Source organism: Ensifer soli (assembly GCF_041928815.1).
In the GTDB taxonomy this organism is placed as follows: Bacteria; Pseudomonadota; Alphaproteobacteria; order Rhizobiales; family Rhizobiaceae; genus JBHFEI01.
This window is the reverse complement of sequence record NZ_JBHFEI010000007.1, coordinates 169,836-190,461: the sequence shown is the minus strand read 5'-3', so window position 1 is coordinate 190,461 and position 20,626 is coordinate 169,836. Positions and strand designations below refer to the sequence as shown.

The 20,626-nt window shown below is 68.3% G+C and carries 19 protein-coding genes and 1 riboswitch; of the genes, 8 read left to right on the top strand and 11 right to left on the bottom strand.

All coding sequences use genetic code 11. The features are described from left to right. Positions 1–45: 45 nt before the first annotated feature. A riboswitch (cobalamin riboswitch) is annotated at positions 46–282 on the top strand. Positions 283–441: 159 nt separating this feature from the next. The 5 genes from ACEVQ6_RS12785 (at position 442) to ACEVQ6_RS12765 (ending at position 5,134) form a co-directional block, all read left to right on the top strand. Then, a complete protein-coding gene (locus ACEVQ6_RS12785; protein ID WP_374889379.1) occupies positions 442–1,464 on the top strand; it encodes an ABC transporter substrate-binding protein in 1,023 nt (340 codons plus the stop codon). Further along, a complete protein-coding gene (locus ACEVQ6_RS12780; protein WP_374889378.1) occupies positions 1,461–2,489 on the top strand; it encodes a FecCD family ABC transporter permease in 1,029 nt (342 codons plus the stop codon). Before ACEVQ6_RS12785 ends, ACEVQ6_RS12780 begins: the two co-directional genes overlap by 4 nt. After that, a complete protein-coding gene (locus ACEVQ6_RS12775; RefSeq protein ID WP_374889377.1) occupies positions 2,486–3,292 on the top strand; it encodes an ABC transporter ATP-binding protein in 807 nt (268 codons plus the stop codon). The genes ACEVQ6_RS12780 and ACEVQ6_RS12775 overlap by 4 nt, the downstream gene beginning before the upstream one ends. Continuing rightward, positions 3,289–4,071, top strand: a complete 783-nt coding sequence (locus ACEVQ6_RS12770) for a class I SAM-dependent methyltransferase (RefSeq protein WP_374889376.1) — start codon at positions 3,289–3,291, stop codon at positions 4,069–4,071. The genes ACEVQ6_RS12775 and ACEVQ6_RS12770 overlap by 4 nt, the downstream gene beginning before the upstream one ends. 364 nt (positions 4,072–4,435) lie before the next feature. Next, the gene (locus tag ACEVQ6_RS12765) at positions 4,436–5,134 is read left to right on the top strand and encodes an SDR family NAD(P)-dependent oxidoreductase (RefSeq protein ID WP_374889375.1); all 699 of its coding nucleotides are present in this window, start codon (positions 4,436–4,438) and stop codon (positions 5,132–5,134) included. Here the strand turns inward: ACEVQ6_RS12765 and ACEVQ6_RS12760 are convergent, their stop codons facing one another. The 10 genes from ACEVQ6_RS12760 to ACEVQ6_RS12715 form a co-directional block, all read right to left on the bottom strand. After that, positions 5,135–6,058, bottom strand: coding sequence for a sugar phosphate isomerase/epimerase family protein (locus ACEVQ6_RS12760; protein WP_374889374.1), 924 nt, complete (start codon positions 6,056–6,058; stop codon positions 5,135–5,137). It abuts the gene before it with no gap. Positions 6,059–6,073: 15 nt separating this feature from the next. Then, complete coding sequence (locus ACEVQ6_RS12755; RefSeq protein ID WP_374889373.1) at positions 6,074–6,907, bottom strand: TIGR01459 family HAD-type hydrolase; 834 nt, start codon at positions 6,905–6,907, stop codon at positions 6,074–6,076. Beyond that, positions 6,904–8,187, bottom strand: a complete 1,284-nt coding sequence (locus ACEVQ6_RS12750) for an FGGY-family carbohydrate kinase (protein WP_374889372.1) — start codon at positions 8,185–8,187, stop codon at positions 6,904–6,906. The genes ACEVQ6_RS12755 and ACEVQ6_RS12750 overlap by 4 nt, the downstream gene beginning before the upstream one ends. Then, positions 8,184–9,236, bottom strand: a complete 1,053-nt coding sequence (locus ACEVQ6_RS12745; protein ID WP_374889371.1) for a class II aldolase/adducin family protein — start codon at positions 9,234–9,236, stop codon at positions 8,184–8,186. The genes ACEVQ6_RS12750 and ACEVQ6_RS12745 overlap by 4 nt, the downstream gene beginning before the upstream one ends. Before the next feature lie 149 nt (positions 9,237–9,385). Further along, a complete protein-coding gene (locus ACEVQ6_RS12740) occupies positions 9,386–10,423 on the bottom strand; it encodes a 2-hydroxyacid dehydrogenase (RefSeq protein ID WP_374889370.1) in 1,038 nt (345 codons plus the stop codon). A gap of 6 nt (positions 10,424–10,429) precedes the next feature. After that, a complete protein-coding gene (locus ACEVQ6_RS12735; protein ID WP_374889369.1) occupies positions 10,430–11,992 on the bottom strand; it encodes an FGGY-family carbohydrate kinase in 1,563 nt (520 codons plus the stop codon). 129 nt (positions 11,993–12,121) lie between these two features. After that, positions 12,122–13,186 carry a sugar-binding transcriptional regulator gene (locus ACEVQ6_RS12730; protein ID WP_374889368.1) on the bottom strand — a complete coding sequence of 355 codons (1,065 nt, stop codon included), beginning with the start codon at positions 13,184–13,186 and terminating at the stop codon, positions 12,122–12,124. 142 nt (positions 13,187–13,328) lie between these two features. Then, positions 13,329–14,159, bottom strand: coding sequence for a calcium-binding protein (locus ACEVQ6_RS12725; protein WP_374889367.1), 831 nt, complete (start codon positions 14,157–14,159; stop codon positions 13,329–13,331). 274 nt (positions 14,160–14,433) lie between these two features. Further along, complete coding sequence (locus ACEVQ6_RS12720; protein WP_374889366.1) at positions 14,434–15,897, bottom strand: UdgX family uracil-DNA binding protein; 1,464 nt, start codon at positions 15,895–15,897, stop codon at positions 14,434–14,436. Beyond that, a complete protein-coding gene (locus ACEVQ6_RS12715; RefSeq protein WP_374889365.1) occupies positions 15,894–17,126 on the bottom strand; it encodes a putative DNA modification/repair radical SAM protein in 1,233 nt (410 codons plus the stop codon). Before ACEVQ6_RS12715 ends, ACEVQ6_RS12720 begins: the two co-directional genes overlap by 4 nt. Positions 17,127–17,296: 170 nt before the next feature. Here ACEVQ6_RS12715 and ACEVQ6_RS12710 point away from each other — a divergent pair, with 170 nt between their 5' ends. Both ACEVQ6_RS12710 and ACEVQ6_RS12705 read left to right on the top strand, forming a co-directional pair. Then, positions 17,297–17,860, top strand: coding sequence for a type 1 glutamine amidotransferase domain-containing protein (locus tag ACEVQ6_RS12710; RefSeq protein ID WP_374889364.1), 564 nt, complete (start codon positions 17,297–17,299; stop codon positions 17,858–17,860). 27 nt (positions 17,861–17,887) lie between these two features. Next, positions 17,888–18,391, top strand: a complete 504-nt coding sequence (locus ACEVQ6_RS12705; protein ID WP_374889363.1) for a pyridoxamine 5'-phosphate oxidase family protein — start codon at positions 17,888–17,890, stop codon at positions 18,389–18,391. A 63-nt stretch (positions 18,392–18,454) separates the two neighbouring features. Here ACEVQ6_RS12705 and uxuA read toward each other — a convergent pair whose 3' ends face one another. Then, positions 18,455–19,633, bottom strand: a complete 1,179-nt coding sequence (gene uxuA / locus ACEVQ6_RS12700) for a mannonate dehydratase (RefSeq protein ID WP_374889362.1) — start codon at positions 19,631–19,633, stop codon at positions 18,455–18,457. A 186-nt stretch (positions 19,634–19,819) separates the two neighbouring features. Here uxuA and ACEVQ6_RS12695 point away from each other — a divergent pair, with 186 nt between their 5' ends. Continuing rightward, complete coding sequence (locus ACEVQ6_RS12695) at positions 19,820–20,605, top strand: SDR family NAD(P)-dependent oxidoreductase (protein ID WP_374889361.1); 786 nt, start codon at positions 19,820–19,822, stop codon at positions 20,603–20,605. The last annotated feature ends 21 nt before the right edge of the window (positions 20,606–20,626 follow it).

The following is a 20,626-nucleotide window of genomic DNA, read 5'->3' as shown; positions in this document are numbered from 1 at the left end:
TTGCGTCAATCTTCGTGGCGGCGCCTTGACGGGCGGGCCGGCCGGCCGCTATCTGGAGATGACGGTTCCCCTGCCCATGAGGTGGAGGGGAATAATAGGGAACACGGTGCGGACGACCCGGAAAAGGGGCCAAGACCGTGGCTGCCCCCGCAACTGTAAGCGGATTGCCGTTCATCCTCGTGGCGCAAGATGCGCCATGCCACTGCGCGAGACCCGCGCGGGAAGGCAGATGACCGGCGCATATCCGTAAGCCAGGAGACCTGCCGTCATACGAAGATCCAGCGTCACGGGCGGGGATGCCCGGAACAGGAGCCCTATGACCATCACCTTGTCTTCACGGCGCATGCGCGCGCCTGCCTCCCCGATGACGATCGATCGACGCGCCTGTCGGCCTTCCTGACATCGCCTTTCCATCCACGTCATTCATATCGGGGAATCCCTATGACCATTCTCTCCAGCCGGCGCATCGTCGCCGGGCTCGTGGCGCTTGCCGCCGGTTTCGCCGCGCCGGCATTCGCCGCCGAGACCGCCTATCCGCTGACGCTCGAAAACTGCGGCCGCAGCATCACCATTCAGAAAGCGCCGCAACGCACGGTGTCGATCGGCCAGAGCAGCACCGAGATCCTCTACCTGCTCGGCCTTTCCGACAGGGTCGCCGGCACGGCGCTCTGGGTTGGACCGGTGCTGAAGGGCTACGAGGAGGTCAACGCGACGATCGACCGGCTCGCCGACAACGATCCGAGCTTCGAGAGCGTGCTCTCGAAGAAGCCGGACATCGTCACGGTCCAGTTCCAGTGGCAGGTCGGGCCGGAGGGCGTCGTCGCCAGGCCGGAACAGTTCGAGGAACTCGGCGTCCCGGTCTATACCTCGCCGGCCGATTGCGTCGGCAAGGAGAACAGTGCCGCCAGCGACGGCGTGCGCCACCAGGTCTTCACCATGGACCTCGTCTACAGGGAGATCCGCGACCTCGCCGCGATCTACGACGTGCAGGACAGGGGCGAGGAGGTCGTCGCCGACCTCAAGGCGCGCGAGGCGGCGGCCCGCGAGAAGATCGCCGCCGCGCGCGGCCGGATCTCGGCCGTCTTCTGGTTCTCGAGCGCCGCCGATGCCGATCCCTATGTGGCGGGGAGGAACGGCGCGCCGGGCTACATCATGTCGGCGCTCGGCATCGACAACATCATCAAGACCGACGACGAATGGCCGACCGTCGGCTGGGAGACGATCGCCAAGGCGAACCCGACCGTCATCGTCGCCGGCGCGATGGAGCGGCGGCGCTATCCGCTCGACAGCCTGGAGGCGAAGCGCGATTTCCTGAAGACCGATCCGGTGGCGCGGCTGATGCCGGCGGTGACGGCGGGCCATGTCTTCGCCATGGACGCGCAGGCGATGAACCCGACGATTCGCACGATCGAGGGCATCGAGACGCTCGCCGCCGACATCGACGCCGCCGGCCTTAGCCGGTGAGCCGGACCGTCCCTCCCCTCGGGCGCACGGGCGCGGTGATCGCCGCGCTCGTCGTTCTGCTCGCCGCGCTCTGGTTCGGCGCGGCGATCGGCGAGACCGCCATCCCGTTCTCGACCGTGGCGCAGACGGTGGCGAACCGGCTGTGGAACGCCGGCTATCCGCTGGAGCCGCTCGACGAGGGCATCGTCTGGAGCTACCGCATGAGCCGGGCCGTGGTCGCGGCCGCCTGCGGCGCCTCGCTGGCGCTGTCCGGCGTGGTGCTGCAGTCGCTGCTGCGCAATCCGCTCGCCGACCCTTATATCCTCGGCATTTCCGCCGGCGCCTCGACCGGGGCGGTCGGCGTCGCGATCCTCGGGGTTGGCGCGGGGGTCCTGACGATGCCGCTCGGCGCCTTCCTCGGCGCCGTCGTCGCCTTCCTGCTCGTCAGCCTGCTCGCGGTCCGGGCCGGGCGCGGCACGGCGGCGATCATCCTCGCCGGCGTCGCCGGCTCGCAGCTCTTCAACGCGCTCACCTCCTTCATCGTCACCAAGGCGGCAACCGCCGAGCAGGCGCGCGGCATCATGTTCTGGCTGCTCGGCAACCTCTCCGGCGTGCGCTGGCCGGATGCCTGGCTGGCGGTGCCGGCGGCGCTTGCCGGCCTCGTCGTCTGCCTGATGCATGCCCGCGCGCTCGACGCCTTCACCTTCGGCGCGGAATCGGCCGCCTCGCTCGGCATTTCCGTGCGCCGCACCTATCTGGCGCTCGTCGGTGTCGCGGCGATGATGACGGCGGTGATGGTGTCGATCGTCGGTTCGATCGGCTTCGTCGGCCTCGTCATCCCGCATGCGGCACGCCTTCTGGTCGGGGTGCGCCACGGCGTGCTGCTCCCGGCCTCCGCGCTGATCGGCGCGGTGTTCATGATCCTCGCCGACATCCTGTCGCGCACGCTGATCCCCGGCCAGGTCCTGCCAATCGGCGTCATCACCGCGCTCGTTGGCGCGCCGGCCTTCGCCGTCATCCTGGGGCAGAGGAGGGCACGCCCATGACGCTTGCAGGCGAAGGGCTCCGCTGGTCCGCCGGCGGGGTGGAGATCCTGAAGGACGTGTCGCTGACGGTCCGCACTGGCGAATTCCTCGGCATCATCGGGCCGAACGGCTCGGGCAAGACCAGCCTGATGGCGCTCATTGCCGGCATCCGCGTGCCGAAGGCCGGCATCGTCACCCTCGACGGCGCGCCGATCGCGACCCTCGGGCGCCGCGCCGTCGCCCGAAGGCTCGCCTTTGTCGAGCAGCAGGCGGAAACCGCCGAACGCATCACCGCGCGCCAGGCGGTCGAGCTCGGCCGCACCCCTTATCTCGGCGCGCTGACGCCCTGGTCGCCGGAGGACGACCGCATCGTCGACGCGGCGCTCGCCAATGTCGACATGGCCCATCTTTCCGGCCGCTGGTGGCACACGCTGTCGGGCGGCGAGCGGCAGCGGCTGCACATCGCGCGCGCCCTGGCGCAGCAGCCGGACATCCTGCTGCTCGACGAGCCGACCAACCATCTCGACATCGGCCATCAGATCGCGCTCCTCGACCTCGTGCGCCGGCAGGACCTGACCGTCGTCGCCGCGCTGCACGACCTCAACCACGCGGCGATGTTCTGCGACCGGATCGCGGTGATGCAGGGCGGCCGGCTCGTCACCCTCGGCACGCCGCGCGAGGTGCTGACGGCGGAGCGGATCGCCGATGTCTTCGGCGTCGAGGCCGACATCGCCCACGAGGCCGACGGCGGCTGCCACATCCGTTTCGCCGTCGCGCGCCGCCCGTCGCGGGTCGTCTCTCCGGCCGGGCGGATCGGCGCATGAGCGGCAGCGGCAATTACGACCTGAAAGAGGACATCCGCGACTACTGGTCGCGGCGCGCGGCGACCTTCGACCTCGCCTTCGGCCATCGCATCCCGCGGGGCCCCGAACACGACGCCTGGGCGGCGGCGATCGGCGCCGTGCTCGGGCCTCCTCCGCAGACCGTGCTCGAACTCGCCTGCGGCACAGGCGAGATCACCGACGTGCTGCTCTCGCTCGGCCATGCCGTCACGGCGCTCGATTTTTCCGAGGCGATGCTCGCCACCGCGCGCGCCAAGCATCGGGACCGCGTCCGTTTCCGGCTTGCCGACGCCGAGCGGACGATGGAGCCGGACGCGGCCTATGACGCCGTCGTCTGCCGCCACCTCGTCTGGACGCTGACGGCGCCGGAGGCCGCCTTTGCCGACTGGTTCCGCCTGCTGAAGCCCGGCGGCGTCCTGCTCGTCTTCGACGGCGACTGGGCGAGGCCGACGCCGCTCGGCCGCCTCGCCGCGACCGCGATTTCCCTCGTCGAACGGGTGATCGGCCACGACCCCCATTACGACGGCGCGATGGGCGAGCGGCACGGTGCGATCATGCGGCGGCTTCCCTTCGGCGCCGGGCTGACGGTCGAGCGGCTGGTGCCGATGCTCGACGCCGCCGGTTTCGAAGGCTTCGAGGAGCGGTCGCATGTGCCGATCGCCGCCGCGCAACGCAAGGGCGCGGATCTGCGCAACCGGCTGCGCACGCGGCTCTACCGGCGCTTCGTGCTCTCCTGCCGCAAGCCTTCGGGCAACGGCTGACGCCGCCCTCGGCAACGCCCGCCATTTGCGCGACGCTTCGGCGCGAGCATGTTCGGTGAGCACCGGCTCACTGAACATGCTGTCTCGTTTTGTTTTTGCCATATTGTCCGACGCCGAGGGGAGCCCGCCACGGCCGGAAATGCTCTGGAAGCCATAAGCGTCATCCTGACCCGGACAGGCCTTCCGGTCTTTCGGGGTCGCGTGTCCTTTCGGGACAAACGGATCGCATTGGCCCTGACACGTCCGGAACGCGTCGGGATCTTTTAGAATCGCGTCTGCGCTTTATATGTTCGCCTTCACGCATGTCTTGCAAAACCGCTGCGCGCCTTTGCGGGACATGCTCCGGATCGTCGCGGAGGACAGCATGCAGGACAGGGTCGTCATCGTCACAGGTGCTTCGGGCAATCTCGGCCGCGCGGTCGTCGCCGAGCTTCTGTCTGCCGGCGCGAATGTGCTGGCCACGGGGCATGACGGACACGGGCTTGCCGGACTGGCCGCGCCGGAGAGCGGCAGGCTCGAAACGCTCGGCAGCATCGACCTTGGCGATCCCGCGCACTGCGCCCGCGTCGTGGCGCACTGCCTCGCGACGTTCGGCCGCGTCGACGGGCTGGCGAACACGGTCGGCGGCTTCGACATGGGGCCGGTCGCGCCCGAGGGCCTCGCGCTCTTCGACCGGCTGATGGAGATGAACGCCCGTACCGCCTATGCCATCAGCGCGGCCGTTCTGCCGGCGATGCAGGAGGCGGGCCATGGCCGCATCGTCCATGTCGCGGCGGCGCCGGGGCTGAAGGCCGGGGCGCGCCAGTCGGCCTATGCCGCCTCGAAGGCGGCGGTGATCCGGCTGACCGAGGCGATCGCGGCGGAAAACCGCGACCGCCGCATCACCGCCAACTGCATCCTGCCCGGCACGATCGACACGCCGGACAACCGCCGCGCCATGCCGGATGCGGATCGCTCCGCCTGGGTCTCGGCGCAGGCGATCGCCCGGCTGATCCGCTTCCTGCTCTCGGCGGAAGCCTCCGCCGTCACCGGCGCGGCGATCCCGGCGACCGGGCGGGACTGATCAGCGGTTGAAGCCGGTGTCGATGTGCGGCTCCCAATAGGCGACGGATTCGCGCAGCATGTCGACCATCTGGTGGTCGGTCGGCTCGCGCTCGCGGAAGGAGAGCTCCATGCAGATCTCGTTGTCCGTGCCGCCGGCATCGGCGACCGCCTTGATCAGCTTTTCCGGCTGGATGCGGCCGTCGACATTGCGGTCGTTGGTGAACGGCCAGTGGCCTCCCTTGTTCATCGACGACTGCTTGACGTGGATGATCGGGGACTCGTGCGGGAAGGCGGCGGCCCAGGCATAGGGGTCGGTGTCGTCGGGATTGTCGGAGGTGACGTCGCCATGGTCGATGTCGACGATCATCTTGAACGGCAGCGCCAGGCCCTCGCCGGCGAAGCGCGTGTCGAGACGGCGGCATTCGGCGATCGTATGGCCGAACTCGCGCCCGACCGACATCGGCTCCCAGAAGACATAGTCGAGCCCGGCCGCCTTGCCCTGTTCGGCGATCTCGCGCCAGCCGTCGATGACGATCTTGGTCAGTTCCTCGCGCCGCTCCGGATCGTCGTAGTCCTTGTGGGTGAAGATGGCGAATTGCGAGCCCATGCCGTCGGCGCCGAGCTCGCCGGCGATGTCGGCGAAGGTCTTGAACCAGTCGATGTAGTAGCGGCGCACATCGGCGTCGGGGTGACCGAGATGGTTGAGGCGGGCATAGGTGCTGGTCATCAGGGAGGTGACGCGCACCTGGTTGCGCTCCAGCGCCCGGCGGAATTCGCGCACGCGGCGGGTGATCGTCGCGGCCGGCCAGTGCGGCTGGATGAATTCGGGGGTGAGCTGGATATAGCCGATGCGGATTTTCTCGGCGATCGTGTCGATCACGTCATCCGGGTCGGCGAAGCGGTTCACCATCGGATTGGTGTTGAGGGACAGACGAAACGCCATGGCAGGATCCTTTTGCTACCAGAGGAATTTGGGTGTGAGGAAATCCGGAACCGCGCCATGCTCGGCATAGAGCGTCTCGCGCTCGCCGTCGGTCGCATGTTCGAGGATGCCGGTGGTGACGAGAAGCGAGGCGAGCCCGGCGCCGGCCGCACCGGCGATGTCGTGCTCGATGCTGTCGCCGATGCAGCAGATGCGCTCCGGCGGGATGCCGTCGAGGAAAGCGCGGGCCGTGGCATAGATGTCCGGGAACGGCTTGCCGATCCAGCGCACCGTGCCGCCGAGATCCTCGTAGAGCTCGGCGATGCGGCCGGCGCCGTAAGCGGTGCCGTCCTTCGTCAGCATGATCTTGTCGGGGTTGGTGCAGAGGCACGGCACGTCGCGGCGCGCAGCCGGCGCCAGCAGCGCTTCGTAATGTCCGATCGGATGAACATCGCCCTCGCTCGCGGCGAGCAGCACGACATCGGCCTCCGCGCCGCTTTCCGTGCGGCGCAAATTCAGCCCGTCCAGTGCAGACGTGTCGCCGTCGCGGCTGACGAGCAGGCAGGCGCGTTCCGCCCCCTCCCCTTCCGCCGAAAGCAGCCGCCAGGCGACTTCGCCCGAGGTCAGGAACCAGTCCCAGGAGCCGGGAACGAAGCCGAGCTTTTCCAGCCGGACGCTGTTTTCCGCCGAACGTTTTCCCGAATTGGAGAGGATGACGATGCGCTTCCCCGCCTCCTTCAGCCGCGTCAGCGTCTCCGGCGCGCCGGGATAGGGGCCGGTCGCGTCGCGCAGCACGCCGAACTGGTCGATGAGGAAGGCGTCGAAGCGGTCGACGAGGTCGCCGATACCGTCGATCCGGGTCGGGCTCATCGGATCACCCCCGCAGCCTTCGCGCCGGCAAGCGCCAGCCGGGCCGTGCCGGCCGCCGCCTCCTCCGACAGCACCGGCTCGAAGGGCACGGCGAGCGCCCTTTGGCGGATCGCGCTCCAGGCCGCATTCTTCGCCCCGCCGCCGACGGTGCGCACCGAGCGCAAGGCCGGGCTGCCGAGGCCGGCGAGCCGCTGATAGGCGAGCCGTTCGACACCGGCGATACCCTCGAAGATGGCCTTGAGGAATTCGGCGTCACTGTCGGGACGGGGCGACATGCGCGGCTTCATCGCGGGATCGTTGATCGGAAAGCGTTCTCCGTCCTTCACCAGCGGATAGTAGTCGAGCCCGGTCACGGTTTCCGGATCGATCTCCTGCGACAGAAGCGCGATCTCCTCGCTGGTAAAATGGGCGGCGAGCACGACGCCGCCGGTGTTCGAGGCACCGCCGGCGAGCCAGACGTCACCGATGCGGTGGCTGTAAAGGCCGTATTCCGGCGCGAAGAGCGGCGTGTCCGACAGCATCTTCACCGTCAGCGTCGTGCCGAGCGCGCTGACGCCGTCGCCCGGCCGGTCGGCGCCGGTGGCAAGGAACGAGGCGCAGCCGTCGGTCGTGCCGGCGACGACGACGAGATCGGCCGGCAGGCCGTATCGGGCGGCGGCGTCCGGCGTGATCGTGGCGACCGGCGAACCGGCGGGCAGTACCCGCGGCAGCAGCTCGGCGCGGGCGCCGGTCGCGGCGATCCAGTCCGGCCAGCGGCGCGCGACGGGGTCGTAGCCGGTCTTCAGCGCATTGTTCTCGTCCGAGGTGTCGTAGCGGCCGGTGAAATGGCCGGAAAGCCAGTCGGCCTGGTGAATGATGCGGAAGACGCCCGGGATCGCCTGATAGGTGATCACCTTGGCGAGGCCGGAGGTTGCGCCATGGGCGGCACTTTCCTTTGGCGCATGGGCGGCGATCGCCGCGAGGATCGCCGCGTCGTCGACCGGATCGTTGTACATCATCGCCGGCCCGAGCGGCGCGCCCGCTTCGGAGACCGGCAGCATCGTGCCCGACGTGCCGTCGATCGCAAGCGCGCGGATGCGGGACCGGTCGTCGACGGCGGACAAGGCCTGCCTCAACGCCGCATCGACCGCGCCGCGCCAGCCTTCCGGATCGCGATGATCGGCGGAAAAATCCGCCATCTTCGCCGCCCCGGATGCGACGATGGCGACATCCGGCGTCATGAGAACGGCGCGGGCGCCCGACGTGCCGATGTCGATGCCGAGAACGAGGGGGCCGCTCATGACCTCACGTTCCCTTCCCGCTCGAGCTGCTGGCGGTATTTCTCCGCGTCCCAGCCGAGCAGTTCGGCATTCTCGCCGTCGGTCAGGTAGCGCAGTTCCGCGCCCGGCGCGATACGGCCGGCGACGTCGGACAGGCAGCGCGCCATGGCGAGTGCGCCGGGCGTGGCGCCCTTCGCGACCAGCACGCCCTTGCCGGGGAAGAGGATCGCCGGCGGCAAAGGAAGGTCTTTCTCACGCAGCGCGGTCTCGATCGACAGTGCGGTCTCGCCCGGGCCGGCGATCACCGACCCCTTGCCGAGGAAGATGACATGATCGGGATAGAGGCTGCCGCCGGCCGCGACCGCAAGGCTCGCCGGATCGGTCGCGGCGTCGTGGATCGCGGCATCGTCGGGCAGCGTGAAGGAACTCCCCTCGGCGTGTTCCGACAGGAACGCCGGATCGGCGGCAGGCGCCGTCCGGCGCGCCGCGGCGAGCATGCCCGACACCCGTTCGAGCAGGGCGTCCGCCTCCGCCACCGTGTCCGCCGCGACGGCGAGGCCGTGATTGCCGAGGATCAGCATCCGCGTGTCCGGCGTGATGCGGGCGGCGATGGCGCGGGCCAGCGGCAGGCCCGGCCGGGCATAGGGGACATAGGCATGGGGGATGCCGGCGAGTTTTTCCGCGGCACGCGTCTCGGCATCGGCATGGACCGCAAGCGCGATCGTCTCGACGCAATGGACGTGGACGACGACCGCCTGCGGCATCAACGCATGCACGGTCGTCTCGATCGAAGGCCGCAGGCCGGAGGGATTGCGCTCCCTGACGACATAGTCCTGCGCTTTCTCGGCCGAAGGATCGTTGCGCCGGAGCGCGTCGAGCAGGGGCGCGAGCGCGACCGGGACCATGACGTCGCTTTTCAGCGCGTTCATCAGCCACAGGCCGGAGGCCTTGATCCAGAGGATGCCGTCCTCTTTGATCGAGGTGTTGCCGCCGGCACCCTGGACCAGCGCCGGGTCGGCCCCGACCCGCGCGGACAAGGCGCGCAAAGCTTCAAACTCGGAACGTCCCACCGGTCTCTCCTCCTCGGGCTCTTATAATCGACCGCCGCGCGGATTTCGACGGGGTCATGAAAAAAATTTTCACCATTACTCGGATGCGAAACGGGCGCCGCCTGCCGGAGGCGGCGCCCTGTCCCTTGACCGCCTGTGGCCGGAACCGGTCAGCACGGATTGACGGGCGGCAGGCCGGCGAGATACCGGCGCACCTCCTCCGCCGCCATCTCGGCGGCATAGGTGACGGTGCGCACCGAGGCGCCGGCGATATGTGGCGTCAGCGTGACGTTCGGCAATTGCAGGAGCGGCCAGTCGGCCGGCACCGGCTCGACGGCGAAGGTTTCCAGCATGGCGGCGGAAAGCCGGCCGTCGGTCAGCGCCGCGTGGAGCGCCTCGTAGTCGCAGAGCGGGCCGCGCGCGGTGTTGACGAAGACGGCGCCCGGCTTCATCTTCGAGAAGGCCTCGGCATTCATCATGTTCTTCGTCTCCTCGGTCACGCGCGGATGCAGCGTGACGAGGTCCGAGCGGGCGAGCAGGTCGTCGAAGGAGACATGCTCGACGCCGGCATTGCGGTCTTCCGCGGAAAGCTGGACATAGGGGTCGTGCACGAGCACCTTGGTGCCGAAGGCGCGCAGCAGGCGCACCACCTTTGTGCCGATATTGCCGTAGCCGACGACGCCGACGGTCATTTCCGACAGTTCCCGGCCGGTGCGGTCGGCGCGGTAGAGGTCGCCGCGCCAGTCGCCCTTGCGCAGCGCCTCGTGGCCGGTGCGGATCAGCCGCGTCTCGGCGAGGATGGCGCCGAGGGTGAATTCGGCCACCGCGCTCGCATTGCGACCGGGCGTGTTGACGACGAGGACGCCGGCCTCGCGCGCCGCCGCCATGTCGATGTTGACCGGCCCGCCGCGCGAGACGGCGATCAGCTTCAGGTCCGGCATCTGCGCCAGCATGCCGCGCGAGACCGGCGCGAGCTGCGTGATCAGGATCTCGGCATCGCCGATGAAGGCGACGATTTCGTCGGGCCTCCCCATATATTCCTTGAGCCCGTCCATGCCCTCGACGGCATAGCCGTGCTCCATAGGCTCGTCGGGCCAGGGCATTTCGAGAAGGCGGATCTCAAGGCCGTCGCCGCAGGCCTCCACGACCTTGTCGCGAAACACCTCGGGCAGCATGAACCGGTCGCCGATGATGGCTATTTTCTTCATGGAGTCTTAATCCTGTGGGGATGGGGGCACGGCGGCAAGGTCGTGCCAGGTGGGACGGAGCGCCTGCCGCGACTGGCGGTAGATCGGGAAGAGGCGGTCGTAGCGCTCCGCGAGAACGGGGTCGTGCGGCTCGGCCGGGCGCTGGTAGGGCGTGACCCAGTCGCGCACGCAGGCCTCCATCGACGGATAGATGCCGAGCGAGACGGCGGCGATCATCGCGGTGCCGGCGGCACCCGCCTCCTCGCGCTCGCTCGTCTGGATGCTGGCGCCGAGTGCCGCGCCGACGATGCGGCGCAGCGAGCGGCTGCGCGCCGCACCCCCCGTCAGCCGGATCCGCTTCGGCAGCGCGCCCATCTCGACGTAGCAGTCGCGGCCGGACAGCGCGAGGCCCTCGAGGACGGCCCGCACCATGTCGGCGAAGCCGTGCGAGACCGAAAGCCCGATCAGCGACGCACGCGCCGTGGCATCGACGAACGGCCCGCGCTCGCCGGCCTCGGAGATATAGGGGTGGAAGACGAGCGGCGTGTCGCCCGCCTGTTCGAGCCAATGGTCGATGCGGCCGAGGAGATCGGACTTCTTCGGTGCCGTCCCCATCGCCGTCATCACGTCGGCGGCGATCTGGAGGATCCAGTCGATGTTGAGCGTCGCGGCCATGTTGGTCTGCATCTGGCCGTAGGCGCCCGGCACCGGCAGGCACATCACATAGCCGGTGCGGTCGGCGTTCAGATGCACGTCGTCGGCGCTCGGCGCGAGGCGCATATGCATGCCGGTCGAGCCGATGATCGAGCAGCCTGTGTCGGTGCCCGGCTCGTAGAGGCCGGCGCCGAGCGCGGTGCAGACCACGTCGACATAGCCGAGCACGACGGGCGTCCCTGCGAGGAGGCCGGTCGCGCGGGCGGCCTCCGCCGAAAGCGCGTGCTGCTCGCGCGCGCCGTCGACGATCTCCGGCAGGAGATGCTTCAGCCTCTCGAGGCCGAGAAAGCCGATCACCTCGTCGCTGTAGCTGCGGGCGCGGAAATCGCCGAAGGTGAAGCAGGCCTCCGACGGATCGGTCGCGCGCTTTCCGGTCAGCTTGTAATAGAGCCAGTCCTTGCAGTGAAAGCCGGTCGTGGCGCCGGCATACATCTCCGGCGCGTGGTCGCGCATCCAGACAAGCTGCGAACCCTGCTGGCAGGCGGCAAGGCCGCTGCCGGTCCGGGCGAAGCGCGCCGCTTCCCCGGGATCGGCCCGCAGGCGGTCGACGATGTCGCCGGCGCGCGCATCGAGCCAGAGCCAGCCCTTGCCGACCGGCTCTCCGTCCCGGTCGATCAGCCAGGTGCCGTCGCCCTGCGCCGTGACGGACACCGCAGCCACCCTCGAGGCGAGGTTTTCCACCTTGCCGGCAAGGTCGCGCAGCGTCGCCGCCGCATCCGCCCAGGTGCGGGCGAGATCCTGCACGACGCCGCCGCGGCCGACGGTCTCGTAGCTGTTGGCAATGGCGGCCGCGGCGATCTGGCGGCCTTCGAGATCGAAGGCGACCGACTTCAGCACAGAGGTGCCGGCGTCGATGCCGATCAGGATGTCACGCATGGCCGGCCGCCTCCCGCGCGCTCAAAGGTTCGATCGTCTCCAGCGTCACACACCGGCATTCCTCCTCCTGCAATGGCGGTCCGCGCCCCTTTGGCGTGACCGGGCTCCGCCTTTCCGTTCCGTCATGTCCTATGTCCGCGTTGGTCCGTGGCGCCCAGCTGCGGACGCGTCCTCGCCGCCTGCCGCGCGTCCGCCTCCGGGGCCGGCGGCGCTTGCAGTCTCGTCCTCGATCGAACCGCTGACGAGCGCGCTTGCGGTTCGTTCGTCGGTGACCAGCCCCTTCAGCAGGCCGCTGCACAGCACGGCATGGATCGCCGGCGCCTTGCGCCGGCCGCCGGCGACCGCGACCACGCGCCTCCCGGCGAGCGCGTCGCGCGTCAGCGTGAAGGTGAGACCCGAGAGCGGCGTCTCCAGCAGCGCGCCGTCGCGCGTGAAGAAATGGCCGAGCAGTTCTCCGACACCGCCGAGCGCGCGCACCGCCTCGATCTCGTCGGTGCCGATCATGCCGGTCGCGACCAGCGATGCCTCCGGCCCGGTCGTGCCGATGCCGACGACGAAGAGATCAGCGGTGGCGGCCAGGTCCATGATCTCGCGCACGCCGCGCTGGCTGAACAGCACCGCGCGGTCGGAGAGCGTGTTGGCGAAGAAGGGGACCGGAATGACATAGGCATCCGCGCCGGTCCGGTCGGCCAGCCGGTGGATCACGTCGTGCGGATTGGCGGAAAATTTCCGCGTCAGCCCGCCGAGCAGCGAGACGAAGCGCACATGCGCGCTCTGCATGCGCGGCAGCTGGTTGGCGAGCGCCGCCAGCGTGCGCCCATGGCCCATGCCGATCAGCGGCGCGCCCTCCCGTTCGATCTCGCGCTTGAGGAACTGCGCCCCGGCAATGCCGAGCGCCTTCAGCGGCAGGTCGTCGGAGTCGAAATCGGGGACGACCTCGCAATAATCGAGGCCGTACCGGTCGATCAGGCGCTGCTCCAGCGCGACGCAATCCGAGACCTCGCCGTCGATGAAGACCTTGACGAGGCCTTCCTGGTTGGCCCTCGTGATCAGCCGGTGTGCCTTGAGCGAGGTGATGCCGAGGCGCTTGGCGACGTCGGTCTGAGTCAGGCCGCCGGCATAGTGCAGCCAGGCCGCTCGCGTCGCCAGACTGGCCTCCTCCTCGCGAAGCGTGGAGCCGCCGCCGGTCGCCATTCCTCCTCCCCTTTGATATTTTTATCCTCTTATGAAAAGATTTTCATGATTTGCCCGTCCTGTCAAGAATTCCGGCACCGGGACGGACAACGTCCGTTCTGGTTGCGGCTGCGACACATCTCGCCGGGGCTATCGGCGGATCTCAGAAAAGGAAATCCTCGCGGTAGAGAGCGACCTCGGTATTGATGAGGATGACGATATCCGCCTTTCCGTCTCCGTCGACGTCGCCCTGCAACAGGGTTTTTCCTCCGTCGTGCTCAAACCGGAGTTCGCCCGCATGCCTGGTGAATTCCCGGGTCCTGATCCAGTCGAAGACCTGATTGCCGGAGACCTTCGTGTTCGCGTCGATGGCGGCCAAATCGATGAGGTCACCGGGCAGGAGATCGCCCTTTCCGGCATCCCATGTCGTGATCTGGTCGGGTGCCGTTGCCGTGCTGTCCAGGACCGACTTGAAGAGGAACGTGTCGGCGCCCTTGCCGCCCGAGAGAATGTCCCGCCCCGTCGATCCGTAGAGGACATCGTCGCCACGATCGCCGTAGAGGAAATCGTTTCCGGCGCCGCCCATGAGCTTGTCCATGCCGCCGTCACCTTTCAGCGTGTCGGCCCCTGCTGTCCCCCTGATCACCGTCAAGGTGTCGATCACGGAAAAATCGACCTCTGCCGACACCTGAAAGGCGCCGGGTTCGCTGCTGGCGAGGAAGCTCATGGTGTAATAAAAAAAGTGATAGCCAAAATAACCGTAGTCTATCTTATCATTGGTGAGGATTTTGTTGCCTTCTATTCGAAAGAAATCCGTCGACGCCTCGCCGCCGCTTCCATCGTCGCGGTCGACGATGCTTTGACTGAGTATGCTGTACGACCATGTTTCTGGGGCTGCTCCGGAGACATATATCTCCCCGAGGAGGGTTCCGATCGGCGCATCCTCCGGCACAGGCTCCATGAGTTTCACCACCGAGATTGTTTCGCCGGACATGGGTCTCTCTCCGTGACTGGTTGTCTTCTCCCGGCAATCATGGGCGCGTTGACGGGAACCCGCAATCCCGCCTGTCGGAATGTCCTCTGTGCCTGTGCCGGGTGTCTTTCAGGCTTCTGATCCGAGACGGCAACGGAACGCTTGCGAAGGCGACGCCAGGCGATTGTGGATCCCGCCGTGACCGCCCCATCGGCGGCGAAAGCCGACCTGCGGCAAGGAGCCGCTGACTGCCGTCGGCACCCGGTCGGCCGATCCCGCGCCGGTGGCGGCCGGTTCAGCCGGTTTGCTCGGCCCGAAGTCCGCGATGCACGCTCGCCACCCGCGCGAGATCGTCGGCAAAGCGCCGGCGCTCGTCGGCTTCGCGGTGCGCATCGGGCAGCCGCAGCAGGTAGGACGGATGGATGGTGGCGATCAGAACGCGGCCGCCGGTCATCGGAAGAACCTGCCCGCGGCGCGCGCCGACGGGCCCGGTCTCACCGGTGAGGGCGAAGAACGCGGTCGCGCCGAGCGCGACGACGATCCGCGGGCCGACCAGCGCGATCTCGCGGTCGAGCCACCAGCGGCAGGCGGTCACCTCGCCGCGATCCGGGCGGCGGTGCAGCCGCCGCTTGCCGCGCGGCTCGTATTTGAAATGCTTGACCGCATTGGTGACATAGGCGTCGCGCCGGTCGATGCCGGCCTCCTCCAGCATCCGGTCGAGCAGCCGGCCGGCCGGGCCGACGAAGGGGCGCCCCGCGAGGTCCTCCTGGTCGCCCGGCTGCTCGCCGACGAACAGGATGTCTGCTCCCGCCCTGCCCTCGCCGAACACGGTTCCGGTGGCCATGCGGTGCAGGCCGCAGCCGGTGCAGCCCCGCGCAGCGTCGCGAAGCCCGTCAAGCGTCTCCGCTTCCGGCGCTGGTGGCGACGGCATATCCGCGGCGCGGGCCTGCAGCCTATGGTGAAAGAGCGGCGGCTCCGTCGCCGGGCGCGCTGCCATCGACCGCACCACCTCGGGCGCGCCGGCGATCAGGCCGGGGATGAGGGCCGCCTCCGGCAGGTTCTTCCAGTATTTCTTCGGCATTTCCGCCTGCATCGCCCTGGTCTTCAGTCGGGCGGGATTGAAGATATGCGCGTAATAGGTCTTCCACAGCACGTCGGCCTGATCCTCCGCCTCCGGCCGGGGCGCCGGTGCGTCGGAGATGCTGAGCGCCGTCCCGTCCCAGGCGCTCGCCCCCTTCGGCGTGGCGATCAGCCAGTCCATGTCCGCGAAGCGGCGCCGGAAAAAGCCGGCGGTGCGCCTGACGATGTAATGGTCGGGTTCGAACCAGGCGGCGAAGCGCCGGCGGGCTGTGTCACCGGCCTCGACCTCGCGGAACCGGACGAAGGCGGTCATCTTGTGGCAGTCGCGCCGGACGGAGCGTTCGAGGCGCGTCGCCCGGGCGATGTCGGGGTCGGCGGCGTTGTCGAGCAGCCGCGGCTCCGTCTTCAGCCGCCACAGCAATCTGTAAAGGAGCGCAAAGCGCGCCGGATCGCTGTGGCACAACGCCGCCTCGGCGAGGGCGACGAAGCGCGCGGGCACCGTCATCCGTGCAGCATCCGGGCGGGCGTCCGGCAGGCGATCGCCGGCGCCGAACAGGTCCCCCTCCCCTGCGCTCGACCAGGAGACCTCCTCCGGGGCGATCGCGGCGGAGACGAGCGCGCGGGCGGCGCTGCGCCACTCCTCGCCGTCGCCCCGTCCTTGAAGCCGGACACGGATCATTCGAAGAGCGAAAGCTGCCGCGGCTCGGGGCGAAAGCGCGCGGAAAGATCGGCCCTGTCGATCAGTCGCACCGGCGTCCAGCCTTCGGTGACGACGAAGGGCCGGATCTTCTTCAGCGAGACGCCGAGCCGGGCGAGATGATCGAGCGACAGCGACGCGTGGCGCCTCGAGGCCAGGATGGCCTTCACCGCCTTGACGCCGAGGCCCGGCACCCGCAGCAGCATCTCGCGCGGCGCCCTGTTGACGTCGACGGGAAACTGTTCGCGATGCGAAAGCGCCCAGGCGAGCTTCGGATCGAGGTCGAGGTCGAGCATGCCGTCGGCCCGGCCCGCCGTCACCTCGTCGATGGCGAAACCGTAAAAGCGGTAGAGCCAGTCGGCCTGATAGAGCCGGTGCTCGCGCATCAGCGGCGGCCGGACCAGAGGCAGGGCCTTCGATGCGTCGGGGATCGGGCTGAAGGCGGAATAATAGACGCGTTTCAGGCCGTAGCTGCCATAGAGCCGGGCGCTCGCGTCGAGGATCGTCCGGTCGTCGGCGGCATCCGCGCCGACGATCATCTGCGTGCTCTGCCCGGCCGGCACGAAACGCTTGCGCCTGCCGCTTTGCGTCGGCTCGCCCGCCGCCTCGATCTTCAGCCTGAGATCGGCCATCGACCTGCGGATCGTCTCGGGTCGCTTTTCGGGCGCGTAGCGACGGATGCCGGCATCGGTCGGCAGTTCGATGTTCATCGACAGGCGATCGACATAAAGGCCGGCCTCCTCGATCAGCGCCGGCGACGCCTCCGGGATCGCTTTCAGATGGATGTAGCCGCGAAACTGGTGGTCGCGGCGCAGGCTGCGCGCCACGCGCAGCATCTCCTCCATCGTGTGGTCCGACGAGCGGATGATGCCGGAGGAGAGGAACAGTCCCTCGATGTAGTTGCGCCGGTAGAATTCGAGCGTCAGCCACACGACGTCCTCGACGCTGAAGCGGGCGCGCTCGACATTGCTGGAAGAGCGGTTGACGCAATAGGCGCAGTCATAGATGCAGAAATTCGTCAGCAGGATCTTGAGCAGCGAGATGCAGCGGCCGTCCGGCGCGTAGGAATGGCAGATGCCGGAGCCCTCGGTCGAGCCGAGGCCGCCCGTGCCGGCGGAGTGGCGACGGACCGTGCCGCTCGAGGCGCAGGACGCATCATATTTCGCGGCATCGGCGAGGATGGCCAGCCGTTCTTTCAGGGATCGCTGCATATGTTCATGATATGTTCTTTCTCCGTTGCCTGTCAATCGTCAAAATCGGGTCGGTCGGGAACGAAGCCGGTGGCAAGTCGTTGATGGGGCGAGCCCGTCTGCGCCGAACCCTACCGACACCAGAAGGCAGCCCGATCGCGGGTTGCCGCTCACGACGAAGGAGACGGGCCATGCCCCGAATCGACCAAGCGAAAATCCTCATCCTCGCGACCGACGGCTACGAGCGCTCGGAACTGCGCGTTCCCCTGGATGAACTCAAGGCAAAAGGTGCCGAGGTCAGGATCGCCTCGCTCAAAACCGGGCCAATTCGCAGCTGGGACGAAAAGAACTGGGGCGACAGCGTCGAGGCGGACCTCGCCGCCGAGGCCGTCGACGTGGAGGCCTTCGATGCGCTGGTCCTGCCCGGCGGCCAGATCAATCCCGACACGCTGCGGAATGAAAGGGACGCGATGCGCGTCGTCAGCGACTTCGTCCGGTCCGGCAAGACGGTGGCGGCGATCTGCCACGCCCCCTGGCTGCTGATCGAGGCGGACGCGCTGCGCGGCCGCAAGGCGACGTCCTATCCGTCGATCCGCACCGACATGGTCAATGCCGGGGCGATCTGGCGGGACGAGCCCGTGGTCACCGACAAGGGGATCGTCACCTCGCGCAAGCCGGACGATCTCGCCGCCTTCGTCGCGAAGATCGTCGAGGAGGTCGAGGAAGGCCGCCACGACCGTCGCAGCGCCGCCTGAGTTGCCGGAAGCCGAGAGGAGAACACCATGGCAGATCTTGAGAAAACCCGCCTCGACCCGCTGCAGCAGCTCTGGGACGAAATCGGCGACATCCATGCCGGCATGCTCGGCGTCGAGGAGTCCGGCCAGCACATGCAGCCTATGGCGCCCTTCGTCGAGAAGGAAACCAATTCGATCTGGTTCTTCACCAAGACGTCGACGGACCTGATCGCCGCCGTGCGAGCGGGAAGCCGGGCCCATTTCTGCGTCGTCGGCAAGGACCACGACTACCATGCCTGCCTTGCCGGGACGATCAGCGAACGCCTGTCGCGCGAGCATGTCGACAGGTTCTGGTCGGCCGCCGTTTCCGCCTGGTACGAGGGGGGAAAAGACGATCCCGAGCTCACCCTGCTGCAGCTGAAGCTCGACGACGTCTCGATCTGGGCGTCGCCGAAGAGCGCGCTGCGCTTCGGCTGGGAGGTGGCGAAGGCCAATCTGACCGGACGCGAGCCGGACCTCGGCGTCCACACCCATCTGTCGCTGCCGCATTGAACGACGACACCCGCGGCCTTCCGGCCGCGGGTGTCTTACCGGACCTCGTGGCGGAGCGCCTCTTCAGCCCTGGAACTGGTCGACGGCGGCGATGACGCCGCGCAGTTCCGCAAGGCCCTTCAGCCGCCCGATGCAGGAATAGCCCGGATTGACCGTCTTCTTGATGTCGTCGATCAGGAGATGACCGTGGTCCGGACGCATCGGGATGACGCTGTCCGCCCTCCCCTCCGCTTCCCGGCGCCGCTCCTCGGCGCGCAGGACCGCGATCAGCGACACCATGTTGACATCGCCGGAAAGATGCTCGGATTCGATGAACGACCGGTCCGACTCCTTCGTCACGTTGCGCAGATGGGTGAAGTGGATGCGGTCAGCGAAACGCTCTGCCATCGCCACGACATCGTTGCCATGGCGCGAACCGTAGGAACCGGCGCAGAGCGTGATGCCGTTTTCCGGGACATCGACCGCGCCGAGGACGGTCGCGATGTCCTCGGCCGTCGAGACGACGCGCGGCAGGCCGAAAAGGGAGAAGGGCGGATCGTCCGGATGGATCGCCAGCCGCACGCCGGTCTCGGCCGCGACGGGCACGACCTCCTTCAGGAACGCCACGAGATTGGCGCGCATGTCGTCGGGGGACAGGTCGTCATAGGCGGCGATGCGGGTGCGGATCGTTTCGCGCGTGTGCGTGTCCTCGCCGCCCGGAAGGCCGGCGATGATGTTGGTCTCGAGCCTCAGGATCTCGTCCTCGCCCATCCGGTCGAGACGCGCGCGGGCAGCGCTGACCACCTCGACGTCATAGCTCTCCTCGGCATTGCGCCGTTTCAGCACGAAGACGTCGTAGGCGACGAAATCGATCATGTCGAAGCGCAGGGCGAAGCCGCCGGCCTCCGTCGGATAGAGCAGGTTGGTGCGCGTCCAGTCGACGACGGGCATGAAATTGTAGCAGACGACCGGCACCCCGCCGCGGCCGAGATTGGCGAGGCTCGTCTTCCACGCATCGAGCGTCTGCCGCCACTTGCCGTCGCGCAGCTTCAGGGAGGACGCGACAGGGATAGACTCGCAGACGGCCCAGACCATGCCTGCCTTTTCCACCAGCGCCTTGCGCTCCGCCACGTCCTCCGGCGTCCAGGCGCGCCCGTCATAGATATGGTGCAGCGCCGTGACCACGCCGTGGGCGCCCGCCTGTCGCGCGTCGGCGAGCGTCACCGGGTCCTCGGGACCGAACCAGCGCCAGCTTTCGAGCATGATGTTTCCTCCGTTTTTCGCATCCGTCGCGCGCACTTAATCCGCGGCTCGCCGCTTTTGCAAGCCGGCCGCACGCTGTTGCCGCGGCGCCGATTCCCGCTTCCCAAGCGGCGCCCGGCTGCGTTAACACTACCGCCGGCAGAAAAGCCCGGCGCCTGGAGCGCCGGAGGAGACGGGAGGATCACTGTGGGAGAATTTTCCGGCAAGGTGGCGGTCGTCACCGGCACGACCGGCATCGGGCGCGCGGTCGCGCTCCGACTGGCGCAGGCGGGGGCGAAGGTCGCGGCGCTCGGCATCGACGACGACGCCAATCGCGAACTCGAAGGCATCGCCACGGTCAAGGGGTTCGACCTCGTTTCGATCCGCACCGACATTTCCGTTCCCGCCGATGTCGCGGCCGCGATGGGCGAGGCGGTCGGCACCTTCGGCGGTCTCGACATTATCGTCAACGCCGCCGCCGTCCACCCCTATGGCGATGCAACGACGACGCCCTTCGACGTGTTCATGCGCTGCATGGCGGTCAATGTCGGCGGCATCCACCTGACGGCCGAATACGGCGTTCCGGAGATGCGCCGCCGCGGCGGCGGCGTCATCGTGAACCTGTCCAGCGTGCAGGGCCATGCCTGCCAGCGCGGCGTGTCGGCTTATGTCGCCTCGAAGGGCGCGATCCACGCGCTGACCCGGGCGATGGCGCTCGATTTCGCCCCGGACCGCATCCGCGTCGTCTCGGTCAGCCCCGGTTCGGTGCGCACGCCGATCCTGGCGCTGGCCGCCCGCACCTTCGAGGGAGAGGATGCCGATCTCGACGCGGTCTTCGCGCGCTTCGGCGAGGCGCATCCGATCGGCCGCATCGGCGAGCCGGAGGAGGTCGCGGATTTCATCGCCTTCCTTGCCTCCGATCGGGCGGGCTTCATCACTGGTTCCGACCATCGCATCGACGGCGCGCTGACCGCCGGCATCGGCGTCAAGTAGACGACATCAGGGAGAGTTCAG